12 protein-coding genes and 2 tRNA genes are annotated in these 15,246 nt (G+C 44.9%); 8 read left to right on the top strand and 6 right to left on the bottom strand.

Going from position 1 to position 15,246, the window contains the following annotated elements; genetic code table 11:
* The 4 genes from E5342_RS11170 to E5342_RS11155 all read left to right on the top strand — a co-directional run.
* The coding region (locus E5342_RS11170; protein WP_210434966.1) for a DegT/DnrJ/EryC1/StrS family aminotransferase at positions 1 to 266 on the top strand (266 nt) is incomplete at its 5' end.
* A 15-nt stretch (positions 267 to 281) separates the two neighbouring features.
* Positions 282 to 872, top strand: coding sequence for a sugar transferase (locus E5342_RS11165; protein WP_121736787.1), 591 nt, complete (start codon positions 282 to 284; stop codon positions 870 to 872).
* A 57-nt stretch (positions 873 to 929) separates the two neighbouring features.
* The gene (locus E5342_RS11160) at positions 930 to 2,843 is read left to right on the top strand and encodes a polysaccharide biosynthesis protein (RefSeq protein WP_121736788.1); all 1,914 of its coding nucleotides are present in this window, start codon (positions 930 to 932) and stop codon (positions 2,841 to 2,843) included.
* A gap of 144 nt (positions 2,844 to 2,987) precedes the next feature.
* On the top strand, positions 2,988 to 6,287 hold the full coding sequence (locus tag E5342_RS11155) for an AsmA-like C-terminal region-containing protein (RefSeq protein ID WP_135959385.1): 3,300 nt from the start codon (positions 2,988 to 2,990) through the stop codon (positions 6,285 to 6,287).
* Here the strand turns inward: E5342_RS11155 and rfbB are convergent.
* The gene (gene rfbB / locus E5342_RS11150; RefSeq protein WP_008780237.1) at positions 6,279 to 7,418 is read right to left on the bottom strand and encodes a dTDP-glucose 4,6-dehydratase; all 1,140 of its coding nucleotides are present in this window, start codon (positions 7,416 to 7,418) and stop codon (positions 6,279 to 6,281) included. The genes E5342_RS11155 and rfbB overlap by 9 nt on opposite strands.
* Before the next feature lie 13 nt (positions 7,419 to 7,431).
* Positions 7,432 to 7,989 (bottom strand): dTDP-4-dehydrorhamnose 3,5-epimerase, encoded by a 558-nt coding sequence (gene rfbC / locus E5342_RS11145; RefSeq protein ID WP_057329448.1) that lies wholly within the window; start codon positions 7,987 to 7,989, stop codon positions 7,432 to 7,434.
* A 165-nt stretch (positions 7,990 to 8,154) separates the two neighbouring features.
* Between rfbC and E5342_RS11140 the strand changes: the two genes are divergently transcribed.
* From E5342_RS11140 to guaA (E5342_RS11120), 4 genes are all read left to right on the top strand, one after another.
* A tRNA-Cys gene (locus E5342_RS11140) sits at positions 8,155 to 8,226 on the top strand.
* A gap of 59 nt (positions 8,227 to 8,285) precedes the next feature.
* Positions 8,286 to 8,357, top strand: a tRNA-Cys gene (locus tag E5342_RS11135).
* A 391-nt stretch (positions 8,358 to 8,748) separates the two neighbouring features.
* Positions 8,749 to 10,269 carry a glutamine-hydrolyzing GMP synthase gene (gene guaA, locus E5342_RS11125; RefSeq protein WP_135959383.1) on the top strand — a complete coding sequence of 507 codons (1,521 nt, stop codon included), beginning with the start codon at positions 8,749 to 8,751 and terminating at the stop codon, positions 10,267 to 10,269.
* 51 nt (positions 10,270 to 10,320) lie between these two features.
* Positions 10,321 to 11,628, top strand: coding sequence for a glutamine-hydrolyzing GMP synthase (guaA, locus tag E5342_RS11120; RefSeq protein WP_005854978.1), 1,308 nt, complete (start codon positions 10,321 to 10,323; stop codon positions 11,626 to 11,628).
* Between the two features lie 88 nt (positions 11,629 to 11,716).
* Here the strand turns inward: guaA (E5342_RS11120) and E5342_RS11115 are convergent, their stop codons facing one another.
* The 4 genes from E5342_RS11115 to E5342_RS11100 form a co-directional block, all read right to left on the bottom strand.
* Positions 11,717 to 12,454 carry a 3-keto-disaccharide hydrolase gene (locus tag E5342_RS11115; protein ID WP_057327341.1) on the bottom strand — a complete coding sequence of 246 codons (738 nt, stop codon included), beginning with the start codon at positions 12,452 to 12,454 and terminating at the stop codon, positions 11,717 to 11,719.
* 110 nt (positions 12,455 to 12,564) lie between these two features.
* Positions 12,565 to 13,263, bottom strand: a complete 699-nt coding sequence (locus tag E5342_RS11110; protein ID WP_135959382.1) for a 16S rRNA (uracil(1498)-N(3))-methyltransferase — start codon at positions 13,261 to 13,263, stop codon at positions 12,565 to 12,567.
* Positions 13,264 to 13,280: 17 nt separating this feature from the next.
* Positions 13,281 to 14,597 carry a NupC/NupG family nucleoside CNT transporter gene (locus E5342_RS11105; protein WP_135959381.1) on the bottom strand — a complete coding sequence of 439 codons (1,317 nt, stop codon included), beginning with the start codon at positions 14,595 to 14,597 and terminating at the stop codon, positions 13,281 to 13,283.
* Positions 14,597 to 15,232, bottom strand: a complete 636-nt coding sequence (locus tag E5342_RS11100) for a bifunctional nuclease family protein (RefSeq protein ID WP_135959380.1) — start codon at positions 15,230 to 15,232, stop codon at positions 14,597 to 14,599. The genes E5342_RS11105 and E5342_RS11100 overlap by 1 nt, the downstream gene beginning before the upstream one ends.
* Between the last annotated feature and the right edge of the window lie 14 nt (positions 15,233 to 15,246).

Here is a 15,246-nt window from a genome sequence, read left to right as displayed (position 1 = left end):
TGTATCTTGTACGTTTGCTTGGTGAGGATGTGGAATATCGAAATGCTGTGATAGAACGGATGGCTGAACGTGGGATCGCTTGTAACGTACATTATAAACCTTTACCGATGATGACAGCCTATAAAAATTTAGGCTTTGATATCGCAGATTATCCGAATGCTTATAACCAATACCATAATGAGATTACTTTACCTTTACACACCAGTCTTACGGATGAGGATGTGGAGTATGTGATTTCTAATTTTGTTGATATTATTTCCCAATAAAATAATCCAAACGATTTGAAACGTATATTTGATATTGTAGCGAGCGGGATAGGGCTTATCTTGCTTAGTCCTCTATTTGTCATTTTGACAATTTGGATTAAGTGTGATTCTATCGGTCCAGTCTTTTATAAACAAGTTCGTGTGGGGCGTAATAATATGGATTTTCAGCTATTTAAATTCCGTAGCATGCGTGTGGGTTCAGATAAGAAAGGACTTATTACTGTAGGTGGACATGATCCTCGGATTACTCGGTCCGGCTATTATATCCGTAAATACAAATTGGATGAATTTCCTCAATTGATTAATGTGTTTAAAGGGGATATGAGTTTGGTTGGTCCTCGTCCAGAAGTTCGTAAGTATGTTGATATGTATACGGAAGAACAAATGCATGTGTTGGATGTTAGGCCGGGCATTACTGATTTGGCTTCTATTCGGTATCGAAATGAGAATGAACTTCTTGAACGGGTTAATGATCCAGATAAGTATTATGTTGAAGTAATAATGCCAGATAAATTGCGTATTAATCTGGAATATGTTGCCAGACATTCCTTTACTTTCGATATAAGATTGATATTTCAAACATTTAGAGCTATTGTATCGAAATAGCCCAAAAGAGCTTTTATTCTATAGATTATTCGTGTAACTACATAAACAAGAATTGATATGAGGGATCCTTTTTCTCGACTATCTACCTGGTACTTTTCCAAGAAATCCTTACCCTATTGGGGTATTATCTTGCTGGATTGCTGCTTGATCTTATTTTCCGGCTTATTGGTGTATACCTTGAATAATGGTGTGTTGTCGACTTTGGATATCTTAGGACATCTATTGGTCACGCTGTTGGTATGCCTGATTCCTTATCTGGTAGGCTTTCGCCTATTCCATACCTATTCGGGGATTATACGTTATTCCTCTTTCGTGGACTTGCAAAAGGTGGGATTCGCCGTCTTGTTTGGCTTGATTTGCGTGGTCGTGTTTCAGGCGTTGACGGACTTTTCTCCTTATTTGGTGTATATCCGTAAACGGGATCTGATCCTCTCCGCATTGTTGGCTATGAGCTTGATGTGGATGATGCGTGTGTTCGTGAAATATTTTTATGTAAGTACTTTTCGTGTGGCTAAGGCTGAGCGTGCGTTTATCTATGGCGTGAAGCAAGGTGGGGTGAGTTTGGCGAAGAGTATCCAGAATCAGGATCCGGCTCGGTTTGTGCTGGCTGGATTTATCTCGGACATGGCTGAGATTGGGAATCGGTATTTAATGGGAGTCAAGGTTTATCCAAATAACGAGGATTTGATTGGTGTGATGAGAAGGCTGCAAGCCGATGTTTTGTTGGTATCTCCCTTAAAGGTTGAGGCGATCCGGAATAATCAGGAGATGGTGGACAGGCTGATCAAGGCGAATATAAAGATCTATATGACTCCTGCCGCCCAAGAGTGGGACGGGAAGAGCGACTTGAGCCATACCCAGCTGAGGGAGGTGAATATAGAGGATTTACTGCCCCGTGATAAGATCGAGATAGACTTGGAGGCTGTGAGGAAGCAGCTTACCGGTAAGCGGATTCTGATAACAGGAGCCGCCGGGAGTATCGGTAGCGAGATCGTGCGGCAGGTAGCCCAGTTCGCCCCGGAACGTATGGTCTTGATAGATCAGGCGGAGACTCCCTTGCACGATGTCCGCTTGATGATGGCTCGTCAGTGGTCGAATATAGAATCCTATACGGTTGTGAGCGATATTTGTGTACGTGAACGCATGGAGGAATTGTTCGAGGAGCATCGTCCGGATTATGTGTTTCATGCCGCGGCTTACAAGCATGTGCCTATGATGGAGGATAATCCGGAGGAGAGTGTCCGCAATAACGTGGACGGTACCCGGGTGATCGCAGACTTGGCGGTGAAGTACGGCACGAGGAAGTTCGTGATGGTATCGACCGACAAGGCGGTGAATCCCACGAACGTGATGGGCTGTTCGAAACGTATTTGCGAGATCTACGTGCAGAGTTTGGATCAAGCCATCAAGGATGGGAAGGTGAGCGGTCGCACGCAATTCGTGACGACTCGTTTCGGTAATGTGCTGGGATCGAACGGTTCCGTGATCCCGTTATTCAAGGAGCAGATCAAGCGGGGCGGTCCTGTTACGGTGACGCACAAGGATATCATTCGTTTCTTCATGCTGATACCGGAGGCTTGTAAGCTAGTCCTAGAGGCCGGTACGATGGGTAATGGGGGAGAGATCTTCGTGTTCGATATGGGTAAACCTGTACGGATCGTGGATCTGGCTGAGCGTATGATCCGCCTGAGCGGCGTGAAGGGAATCGAGATCCAATTCACGGGATTGCGAGACGGGGAGAAGTTGTATGAGGAGGTACTCAATGAGGAGGAGACCTCTAAGCCTACTTTTCATCCGAAGATCAAGATCGCCCAAGTCCGTGCGTATGACTATGCTGACGCCAATCTGCGGATTGATGCCTTGGTACATGCTTGTGCCGTGGAGGGGGATATGCAGATCGTGAAGCGGATGAAGGAGATCGTTCCCGAGTTCAAGAGCCAGCATTCTAAATACGAGGTTCTGGATAAATAAATTGTAGGAAAATAAATAAGATGTAAAAAGAAGGTCTCTCATTACGAGAGGCCTTTTTTTATGAGATAAGCGTTGTCTTTGAGATAGTATTTCGTATTTTTGCTCATACAATTTAATTAGTGTTGTTTGTGATAAGATGAAGGAATGAGTATGGTACGAATAAGAAAGATATTGCTGGTTGTTGTGTCTGCGTTGGTCGGGATCTTTTTCATATTTCCCTTGATCGGGGTTGGTATACTGAAATGGGCGGTCTTACCCCCGGAAAAGCTGACACCTTTGGTCGTAGAGAAAACAAACGAATTCATAGAGGCGCACCTGGAATGTGAGCGGGTGGAGTTGACTTATTTCGAGACGTATCCTTATCTGGGAGTGAAGTTGACAAATGGGCGTTTGATCTCATATCAGGCTGAGGATTCTATGGAACATCAGGAGGATTTGATGATTCCTTCGGATTCTTTGTTGTCTTTCAAAAAAGCGATCGTCGTATTTAACCCTACGGATTATTTGTTTAGCGGGAAAGTGACGATTCCTCAGATTATCATGGATAGTATCTGTTTTTATGGTTATGTGAACGAGGAGGGAAAGGCGAATTGGGAGATTTATCAAAGTGAGATGGATTCGGTAGACGAATCATCGTCGTCTCTATTGCCTAAAATAGATTTACAGCAAGTGCATATTACGAATGGACACTTTGTCTATAATGACCGCCAGCAGGATTTATATACGGCCATCGATGGTTTCTTTTTACATATAGACGGTCTTTTGACCCAACGAGGAAATAAATTGGATGTGGAGACCGGTTCTTCCTCGATCGTATTCCGTAGCCCGTCTTATTCTTTGGCGAATAAGTTAGCGTTACGCTTCAAGGGACGTTTGTTGTTGGCTGACGGACTTCGCCGGATTGGGTTGAGGGATGCGGAGTTGCTGGTGAATAACCTGCCTTTTACGGCGGATGGCTTTATGGTGCCGGCTACCGAGGATAATCCGTCACGGATCGATATGACTTTCGGGTTGAAGATTTCCGACATGAATGATCTCTTACATTTTATTCCAGATGAATATTTTAAGGATCGGGATAAAACACTTGCTGAGGGACGTATTATTTTAGATGGGGATATCCGTGGAGAATTAGGAGATAGTATCGTTCCTACCGTGAATTTGTGCTGCAAGATAGAGGATGGTTCTTATCATATAAAAGGTATAGAGCAGGGGATTGATACCTTGCGCATGGACGTGGATTTGCATTTGAATGGTGCTTACCCGGATTCTTCCTATGTCTCTTTGGAGGAGTTGGCATTGATCGGGTTGAATACCTCGTTGACCATGAGTGGAGAGGTTAGGGATATCTGGAGGAACCCTGCGATTCGGGCGGAGATGAAAGGGAGGGTTGATTTTACCCGTTTGGCTAAAGAGTTCTTGAATCCCGACACGCTGTTGCTGGAGGGTACCATGATGGCTGATTTATCTACGGTGTTTAAGGTGGATGATATCGTGAATAGTCGCTTTGGAAAAGTCAAGTCATTTGGTAATTTGACGGTTGATCGTTTCAAAGCGTTTAGTAAGCCGTTAGGCGTGGATATGTATATCGCCGGGGCGAATCTGTTCGTAGGTTCTACTGAAAATGAAAGTAAATATCTGAATGCGAAAGGATTGTTGAGTGCTAATCTGTCGGTGGATACCTTGAATATAAAGTATAAGGATGAGATCAGTACGAATATCGGTGGATTGAAGATGGTAGCCAATACGACGCCGGTTATTGATACAACGGCTGTTATTCCTATGACCGCAGGGTTGGAATTTGATCATTTACGTACTAAGTTGCCGGATTCTACTTGGATGGTGGCCGGTAAGACCGTGTTGAAAGGGGGCATCAAGGCTTCTTCTACGGATAAGCGGATCCCTATGGCGGGAGCTACGATCTCGGTGGATACCTTAAAATATATTCTTATCCCTTTACGGACGGGTATGATTCTGACAGAAAGCCAGTTCTCTCTGGAAGCGTTACCTTATCGACAAGCGATCCGTCAACAACGTGAGCGCCGTATCGCCGCCGGTGATACATTGCATAGGCGTACGCAGACCACCCGAAGGGCGAATAGACAGCGGTCGCAAGTGGATTCAGTGGCTTCCTCAAACAGCATCTTGCGTCAATGGGAGGCTCGGGGACAAGTGAGGTTTAAGCAATTGAGGGGCTTTAGCCGCTTATTCCCTATTCCTATGCATATTGATGAGACAAGCGTGACGTTCAATACGAACAATATGACGTTGAGTGGTGCTCGCCTGCATTTAGGAAAAAGCGATCTTACTTTGAGCGGAGAGCTTAATGACATCCGGCGAGCCATGCTACGGGGAGGAAAGCTGAAAGCGAATTTCGAGTTGGAATCCGATCTGATCGATTGTAACCAGTTGATGCTGGCTATAAGTAAAGGTTTGCAGTTTTCTGATCAATTGGCATCCAATTCGGTTGGGGCCTTCTCGGAAGACAGTATCTCCGTACTGGAGACGGATCATCTATTAGCGAATACCGTGGATAGTGTCGCTACGGATTCGATCTCTCAACTATTTGTCGTTCCGAAATTCTTGGATCTGACGCTTCATACAAATGCTAAAAAAATAGATTTTAAGGATCTGAAGTTGGAGGATGTGAAAGGTGAGGTTGTAATCCGGGATCAAAGTATCAATCTGAGCGATTTATGTATGAGCTCGAATATCGGCTCCGGAGATCTGACGATGGTTTATACGACCAAAACAGATCAAGAGGCGACTATGGGATTTGAGTTGTCCTTAAATGATATTTTAGTGGAACGGTTAATCAGTTTATTCCCGGATATCGATACATTGGTACCTATGCTTCGTTCGTTCGAAGGCATGGTAGATTGCCAGATGACGGCGACTTGCAAGGCGGATTCTACGATGTCCGTGTTGCTGCCGTCTGTAAATGCCTCTTGCTACCTGAGCGGAAAGAATATGGTGTTGCTGGATGGTGAGACATTTACCGAGATATCGAAGACGCTGATGTTCAAGAATAAAAAACGGAATATGATTGATAGTATAGCGGTAGATTTAGCGATCCATGATAACAAGATCGAGGTATTCCCATTCTTGGTGGAGATGGACCGGTATAAAGTAGCCGTAGGAGGAACGCATAATTTGGATATGACGTTCGATTACCATCTCTCGGTTTTAAAATCGCCGGTGCCGTTTAAGCTGGGTATCGATATAAAAGGGAATCTGGATGATTTCAAGTTCAAGATCGTGAAATGTAAATATAAAGATTTCTTGAAACCTGCCAAGCAAGCGGAACTGGATAGTACCCGCAGGAATGTGCGTGAGGAGATACGCGAGACGATCCGGAAACAAATAAGAGAGGCCGCTCCCGAATTAGGAAACAGCCTCTCTGAGATTCATCCACATACACATGGTCACGTTGAGGAATCAACGTGATCCATACATTTGCTCGTAATATTTCATGTAATCTCCACCGGTGATATCTTCTACCCATTTTTGGTTCTCAAGATACCAACGGATGGTTTTTACGATACCGACCTCGAAGCAGGTCTCCGGTGTCCAGCCTAATTCGTTGGTAATCTTCGTCGGGTCGATGGCGTATCGTTGGTCATGGCCCAGACGGTCTTTCACGAATGTAATCAAGTTGTCGTTGATCCAGTCGATAGAGATTTCTCCATCGGCACCGATCTCTTTTTTCTTTAATACTTGGCGATATTCCGGTTGTTCGGTCATTAGTTGATGGATCGTCCGGATCGTGAGTTTCACGATCTCGATGTTCTGCTTCTCGTTATGACCGCCTACGTTGTAAACCTCTCCCACACGCCCGTGGTGGATTACGGCGTCGATCGCCTTGCAATGATCCTCTACATATAACCAGTCGCGTACGTTTGTGCCGTCACCATATACAGGTAGGGATTTACCTTCCAATATGTTCTTTATGATTAAGGGAATCAATTTTTCCGGGAAATGGTAAGGTCCGTAGTTGTTGGAACAACGGGTAATAGATACCGGCATCTTATACGTCTCGTGGTAAGCCTTTACGAATAAGTCTGCGCTTGTCTTGGAGGCGCTGTACGGGCTACGGGGATCTAAAGGCGTGGTCTCGTGGAAATACCCTTCGGCACCAAGGCTTCCATAGACCTCATCGGTAGAGACTTGATGGAAACGTACACCTTCACGCCATACCGGATAACCTGTCTCGGCCTTACCGGTAACCCATGCTTTTCGTGCGGCGTCCAATAGGTTTTGTGTACCAAGGATGTTGGTTTGCAGGAATAGCTGGGGATTTTCGATGCTTCGGTCCACATGACTTTCAGCGGCGAAGTTCACGACATAATCGAAGTTGTATTTCTCGAATAGCTGGTCGGCCAAGGCACGGTCGCAAATATCGCCTTTCACGAACTCGCAACGTACTCCATCGATATCCTCGGCGATGGTGCCTAAATTACCTGCGTAAGTCAGCAAGTCTAGGACAACGATCTTGATATCGTCATATTTCGCCAGCATGTGTTTGATGAAATTGGCACCGATAAAACCGGCGGCGCCGGTAACTAGGTAAGTTTTCATATCTGTACAGTGTTTAGTATTTGAAATTAAGCTCAGCGTCTTTCAGCGATGGAGCTTTGGTGTCTTTCTCGGATAGGTTGATCGATTCCGGATCCGTGATGCCCCAATCTACATGGACCGTGGGATCGTCATAGCGGATTCCCCGTTCATGCGTCGGAGCATATGGATTATCTACTTTATAGGTAAAGATAGCCTCGTCACTTAATACATGGAATCCGTGGGCGAATCCCTGTGGAATAAATAACTGGCGTTTATTCTCGTCCGATAACTCTACAGCTACATATTTGCCGAATGTGGGCGAGCCTTCACGTACGTCTACGGCTACATCCAATACCCGTCCTTTGATCACCCTGACTAATTTAGATTGAGAATAGGGCGCTAGCTGATAGTGTAATCCTCGTAGTACGCCTTTAGAGGAGCAAGATTCGTTGTCTTGCACGAACTGGATTTTTCCGATATGCTCCTCGAATTCCGCTTGCTTAAAAGCTTCCATAAAGTATCCGCGCGCATCTTTCAATACCTTTGGCTCAATGATCCATACGCCCGGTATTACAGTTTCTGTATAAGTCATTTTTTCGTTATTTATCTATTTGATAGGCAAAGGTAAGCTCATTTTCTCTACTTCTATAATATTCGGAGGGAAAAATAAAAAAGAAAGGAAAAGTTTGGTAATTCCAATATTATTCTCTTTCTTTGCACTCGCAAAACGAAAGCAGTTGTTTTGTGTTGAAATTATGGTTCCTTGGATGAGTGGCTTAGTCAGCGGTCTGCAAAACCGTGTACGGCGGTTCGAATCCGCCAGGAACCTCTTGGTAATTGAAAATTCAGTATTGAGAATTGAAAATTACTTTTATTTTTGATTGATTCGGTTCCTTGGATGAGTGGCTTAGTCAGTGGTCTGCAAAACCATGTACGGCGGTTCGAATCCGCCAGGAACCTCGGAGGAAAGCCTCGAAGTTGTTTGTAATGAACGCTCCGAGGCTTTTTTTGTTTTGTCCGTCCGTAACTCTCGCCGGGTTGTCGGGCGGTTCGCTGTTTTCATGGCTTCCCTTGGCCGGATCCTTAGGGGGATTTGTGGTTTTCCTCTTGAGGAATTCATCTTCTAATGGCTGTTGCATGATCGTCCACCATCCGTTGCATGATCATGCAACAGTTGGTGGACGATCATGCAACGGATGGTGGATAATGAATGTCTCAGGAGGAAAGGCGTAATAGGACAAGGGAAGATCTTTTAAAAGTATCGTGATAAGGAAGAATATTTGCCCAGTGTGTTTATGCTTCCCGAATTTATTACTACCTTTGCGCCACTCAATTAAATAATCATAATTGCATGCACGAGAAACTTATTATTCTTGATTTCGGCTCGCAAACAACCCAGCTTATCGGCCGTAGGGTCAGAGAGTTGAATATGTATTGTGAGATCGTTCCTTATAACAAATTCCCGCATGACGCTACCGACGTGAAAGGTGTGATCCTTTCCGGAAGTCCTTATTCCGTATACGACGAGAATGCCTTTAAGGCTGATTTGACCGAGATACGGGGGAAGTATCCCGTCTTAGGTATTTGTTATGGAGCGCAGTTTCTAGCTTATACATCCGGAGGTAATGTGGAACCAGCTAATTCACGTGAGTATGGACGTGCTAATTTGTCGCACATTGATGGTGAGGATGAATTACTGAAAGGGATCCATGTGGGTTCGCAGATATGGATGTCTCATGGAGATACGATTACCGTATTGCCGGATAATTTCAAGGTGATCGCCAGCACGGACGACGTGAAGGCTGCCGCTTACCATGTGGAAGGTGAGCAAACGTGGGGCGTTCAGTTTCATCCGGAAGTATTCCATTCGACAGACGGTACGAAGTTGCTGGATAACTTCTTGAATATTTGCGGATGCGCCAAGGATTGGACACCGGCTTCCTTTATCGAATCTACCGTAGCTGAGTTGAAGGAGCAATTGGGAGATGACAAGGTGATCTTGGCTCTTTCCGGCGGTGTGGATTCATCTGTTACGGCCGTATTGCTGAATAAGGCGATCGGTAAGAACTTGACTTGCATTTTCGTGGATCATGGTTTGCTGCGCAAGAATGAGTTCGAGAACGTAATGAGGGATTATGAGCATTTAGGATTGAACGTGATCGGCGTAAACGCGAAAGATAAGTTCTATAAAGAACTAGCGGGCGTTACGGAACCGGAGAAGAAACGTAAGATCATCGGCAAAGGATTTATCGATGTCTTCGATGAGGAGGCGCATAAGCTGAAAGATATCAAGTGGCTGGGGCAAGGTACGATTTATCCGGATGTGATCGAGTCGCTTTCTATCACAGGTACGGTTATCAAGAGCCATCATAATGTGGGCGGACTTCCGGATACGATGAACTTGAAACTCGTCGAGCCGCTTCGTCTTCTTTTCAAGGATGAGGTTCGCCGTGTCGGTATGGAGTTGGGTATGCAACCGCATTTGATCAAGCGCCATCCGTTCCCGGGACCGGGATTGGGTATCCGTATCTTGGGTGATATCACGCCGGAAAAGGTACGTATCCTGCAAGACGCTGACGATATCTATATGTCATTGATGCGTGAGTGGGGACTTTACGATAAGATTTGGCAAGCTGGGGTAATCTTACTTCCGATTCAATCCGTAGGTGTAATGGGCGATGAGCGTACCTATGAGAATACGGTAGCTTTACGTGCGGTAACTTCCACGGACGCTATGACCGCCGATTGGGCGCAGCTTCCGTACGAGTTCCTCGCCAAAGTTTCCAACGAGATTATCAATAAGGTGAAAGGCGTAAATAGAGTCGTGTACGACATCAGCTCGAAGCCGCCTGCAACCATCGAGTGGGAGTGACATTTGTCTTAGGTATAACAAAGTGTAAAATCAATAAAATTTAAAAGTCACATGAAGCAAGATATGATTGTTATCTTGGATTTAGGTAGTCATGAGAATACGGTGTTGGCTCGTGCTATTCGTGCGTTAGGCGTTTATAGTGAGATTTATCCGCATGACATCACGGTTGAGGAATTAAAAGCCTTGCCAAACGTGAAAGGTATCATTATCAATGGTGGCCCAAACAATGTTATCGACGGTGTAGCTATCGACGTGAATCCGGGTATTTACGAGATGGGCACTCCTGTAATGGCCGCAGGTCACGATAAGGCGTTGTGCGAGGTTAAATTGCCGGAGTTTACGGATGATGTCGAGGCGATCAAGGGCGCTGTCAAGTCTTTCGTGTTCGATACTTGCAAGGCTGAGGCAAACTGGAATATGACGAATTTTGTCAATGACCAGATTGAATTGGTAAAGCGTCAGGTAGGGGATAAGAAAGTTCTGCTGGCCTTGTCTGGAGGTGTTGATAGCTCTGTAGTAGCCGCTTTGCTTTTGAAAGCGATCGGCGATAAATTGGTTTGCGTACATGTTAACCATGGCTTGATGCGTAAGGGCGAGTCTGAGGATGTCGTTGAGGTCTTCAAGAACCAGTTGAACGCCAATTTGGTGTATGTAGACGCTACCGATCGTTTCTTGAACAAGCTGGCCGACGTGGAAGATCCGGAGCAAAAGCGTAAGATTATCGGTGGTGAGTTTATCCGTGTATTTGAGGAAGAAGCTCGCAAATTAGATGGAATCGATTTCTTGGCTCAAGGAACGATCTATCCGGATATCGTGGAGAGCGGAACGAAGACGGCTAAGATGGTGAAATCCCATCATAACGTAGGCGGTCTGCCGGAAGATTTGCAATTTGAGTTGGTTGAGCCTTTGCGTCAATTATTCAAGGACGAGGTTCGTGCTTGTGGCGTAGAGTTAGGTTTGCCTTATGACATGGTTTATCGTCAGCCGTTCCCCGGACCGGGTTTGGGCGTACGTTGCTTGGGCGCTATCACTCGTGATAGACTGGAAGCGGTACGTGAGTCGGATGCGATCTTACGGGAGGAGTTCAAGAACGCCGGATTGGATAAAAAGGTATGGCAATACTTTACGGTAGTACCCGACTTTAAGTCGGTTGGCGTACGTGATAACGCCCGTTCTTTCGAATGGCCCGTGATTATCCGTGCCGTCAATACGGTAGATGCCATGACCGCTACGATCGAACCGGTTGATTGGCCAATCTTGATGAAGATTACGGATCGTATCTTGAAAGAGGTGAAGAACGTGAACCGTGTATGCTACGATATGTCTCCGAAACCGAATGCGACAATTGAGTGGGAGTAATTGGGCTTACTTTTTAAACAGATATGAAAAGGCCCGGTGATTTATCAGAATCCCGGGCTTTTTATTTATATACGATAGATTCGAAGAACTATTTTAGTTCACGGATCTTGATATTACGGAACCATATAGGATAGCCATGATCTTGCAGACCTATATAACCTTCTTTAGAGATACCTTCGGTAAAACCCGGGAAGTTCTTGAATTTACTGTTAGCTACCAGATCATCCCACTCTTTGCTCCATAAAGTGTACTCAACTACTTTTTTGCCATTTTGAGTATGCGTTACTTTTCCATCTTTTACACGGATTACGATCGTATTCCACTCGCCGGCAGGATTAACTGTTTTCGGATCTGCGGGAAGCATGTCATATAGAGAACCTGCTAGGTGGTTTGCTAATTTGTTGTCGGTTGCGTCCACGTTATCTAGCACCTGTACTTCGGGAGCCGCATAATAAATAGGTTTACCGGGTACCTCGCGTACATAATAGAAGATACCGGAGTTTCCCATCTTGCTGGCTTTCCAGTCTACCGAAAGCTCGAAGTTTTTGAACTTTTTGTTCTGGTAAAGGATATCGCCATTAGCGCCTTGTCCCGGTTTCTTGCCTTCGCCGGTAAATACTTTCATTGCATTGTCTTCTATAACCCAGTTCGCAGGCATAGCGGTTCCGTTACATTGACGCCATCCTGAGAAGTCTTTTCCGTTGAATAATAATTCCCAGCCAGCTTTTTTCTCCTTTTTAGTCAATGTATTCGGAGTTTGAGCGATACAGGGGATAGCCATAGCTATGGCTGAAAGAATCAAGAATGATTTGAACAAATTTTTCATGTTACTTAAAATTGTTATTAGATTAGATTTGTTAATATCATTACAAATGTAACGATTTGCTTAATAACCCATATAAGGATTAATGTGTTTTTAATGGAAATAGGATTATTCTATTGATTTAACACATGGATCGTTTGGCAAGCGACTAGTGCGGCCGTTTCCGTACGTAGCCGGCTTTCTCCTAAAGAGATCGGCTCGAAACCATTCTCTTGAGCCAGTTTGATTTCTTCCGGGCTAAAATCACCTTCCGGTCCGATGAGGATTAAGGCATTCTCTCCCGGCTGATACGTATGTTTCAATAGCGGTTTCTCGCCTTCCTCGCAATGGGCGATAAACTTACGTCCGTCAAAAGGAGTGGCGACAAACTTCTTGAACTCCGTCATTCCTTCTAACACTGGCAAAGTCGCTTTCTGGGATTGCTTCATGGCGCTGATCAATATCTTCTCCAATCGAACCGGCTTGATCTCTTTACGCTCGGAGAAACGACAATTCAGACAGGTGATCGCATTGATCCCTATCTCCGTCGCTTTTTCCACGAACCATTCCATCCGGTCCATGCTTTTAGTAGGAGCTACGGCTATATGGAGATTGAAGTTCCATAGGTCGGGTTGTTTCCAACTCTCTAAGAGGGTCACCTCACAGTGTTTGGGATGTGCCCGGCTAATAGCCGCTTTATAAAAAGAGCCTTGTCCATCCGTCAATAATATCTCATCGCCTTCGCCTAGACGAAGTACCCGTATACAATGTCCTGCTTCTTCTTCCGGTAATTCCGGGTTTACCGCAATATCTGGTGTGTAAAAAATCTGCATAATAATTTAATTCTCAATTACCCAAGGATCATTCCAATTATAGTAGCCGATAGTACAGAGACCAAGGCTCCGCCGATCATGGCCAGTACGCCGATACGTGAAATTAATCCTCGTTTTTCCGGGGCTAATACACCCAATCCGCCTAATAAGATACCGATAGACGAGATATTAGCGAATCCACAAAGGATATAAGTAGACATCAAGATCGATTTCTCATACATGAATAATCCCGCATCTTTCCATTGTTGTAGCTGGAAATAAGCGACAAATTCATTCAATATGGTCTTTTGTCCTAATAGCGAACCTGCCAACATGATATCTTGACTAGGAATCCCGATCAGCCACATGAAAGGAGACGCTATTACACCTAGTATGAATTGGAAGGTCAAGCCTCTTGCTTTGCCATCGGTGGTCTCCACTATCCAGTCGTTCAATCCAGTGTAACGTCCTATCACGTCTTCCGTAATATAATTCGCTAACGCTACAAGGGATATGAATACCAATAGCATTGCGGCGATATTCGTCATTAACTTTACGCCGGTAACCGTACCTGATGAGATGGCATCTAAAATATTCGAGTTCTCTTTTTCCTTGCCGGAAACAGCTACATGATCTGTAGCTTCTTCCGTCTGCGGACAAAGCATCTTCGCTAAAACGATTGATCCCGGTACCGCCATCACGGAAGCCGAGAGCAAATGAGTGGCGAATAAGACCTTTGCCGCTGGGTCTGTTCCTCCCAACATACCGATGTAAGTACCCATTACCGAACCGGCGATCGTTCCCATTCCGGATACCATGACTAGAAATATCTCCGAACGATTCATCATCGGCAGGTAATTCTTGATCAACACCGGAGATTCTGTCATCCCCATAAAAATATTACCAGCAGCCACTAATCCCTCCGATCCGGATATATTCATGAATTTACGCAATACCCATGCAAAGGCACTGACTACTTTCTGGATAATCCCCCAATGGTAAAACATGGAGACCAAGGCGGAGAAGAATATAACGATAGGTAATGAATGAAGCAAAAAACTGAATCCAGCTGCTTTAGAGGCGTACGTACCTAGTAAGAAAGTAAGACCGGCATCCGTGAAGTCCATCAACTTGACAAATATCTTACCGCATCCTTCCAATAGGTTTCCGACGAACGGCACATATAAAACCGCCAAAGCGAATACGATCTGCATGAACAAACCACCGCCTACTAACTTCCAATCGATCCGTTTACGGTCATAACTCATCGCATAAGCGATACCTAGAATCGTAATGATCCCAAGCAGACCTCTTAAAAATGAGACCAGTCCGAATCCTCCTTGTTCTCCAATCATCAGTTTGTGCTCTCCTCTTCTTCTCGACGGCGCAACTCGTCTTTATACATTTTCGCATATTCGTAATTCTCGTCCGCTATAGCGTCTTCCAATCGTTCCTTTATTTCTTGAGTATCCAATAGGCTTAACCATTTCTTTAACTGGGCTTCGTCTTTGATCTCATCCGGTTCTAATTCTAATAAAGCCTCGTCCTCTTCTGATTCGTCTGTCGGGAGGGATAAGAGGTCTAGTATGACACCGCAATCATTGATGATCTCGTCTGAGATAAATATGTCGCAATTTATCCGGAGCGCTATGGCTATGGCGTCGGAAGTGCGAGAATCCAGCTTTATCGAGCGCTCTCCGTCGCTAAACTCTAATTCAGAGTAAAATACACCATCCTCGAATTTGTAGATATATACTTCCTTTAGAATGACGTTGAACGCTTGTGCGAAAGAGGCGAATAAGTCGTGTGTTAATGGACGAGGAGGTACGATATGTTCCAAAGCGATCGCTATAGACTGTGCTTCAGCGGTTCCAACGATGATTGGAATTCGCCGTGGACCATTTTCTTCAGCCAAAACTAACGCATAGGCCCCAGACTGAGTTTGGCTGTTCGTTAATCCTTGGACTCTTAATTTTATTCTTGTACTCACAGAACTGAAATTTT

Source organism: Parabacteroides distasonis, assembly GCF_004793765.1.
Classification (GTDB): Bacteria; Bacteroidota; Bacteroidia; order Bacteroidales; family Tannerellaceae; genus Parabacteroides; species Parabacteroides distasonis_A.
Note: the sequence above shows the minus strand (reverse complement) of the source record. Positions and strands in the feature narration are given on the sequence as shown.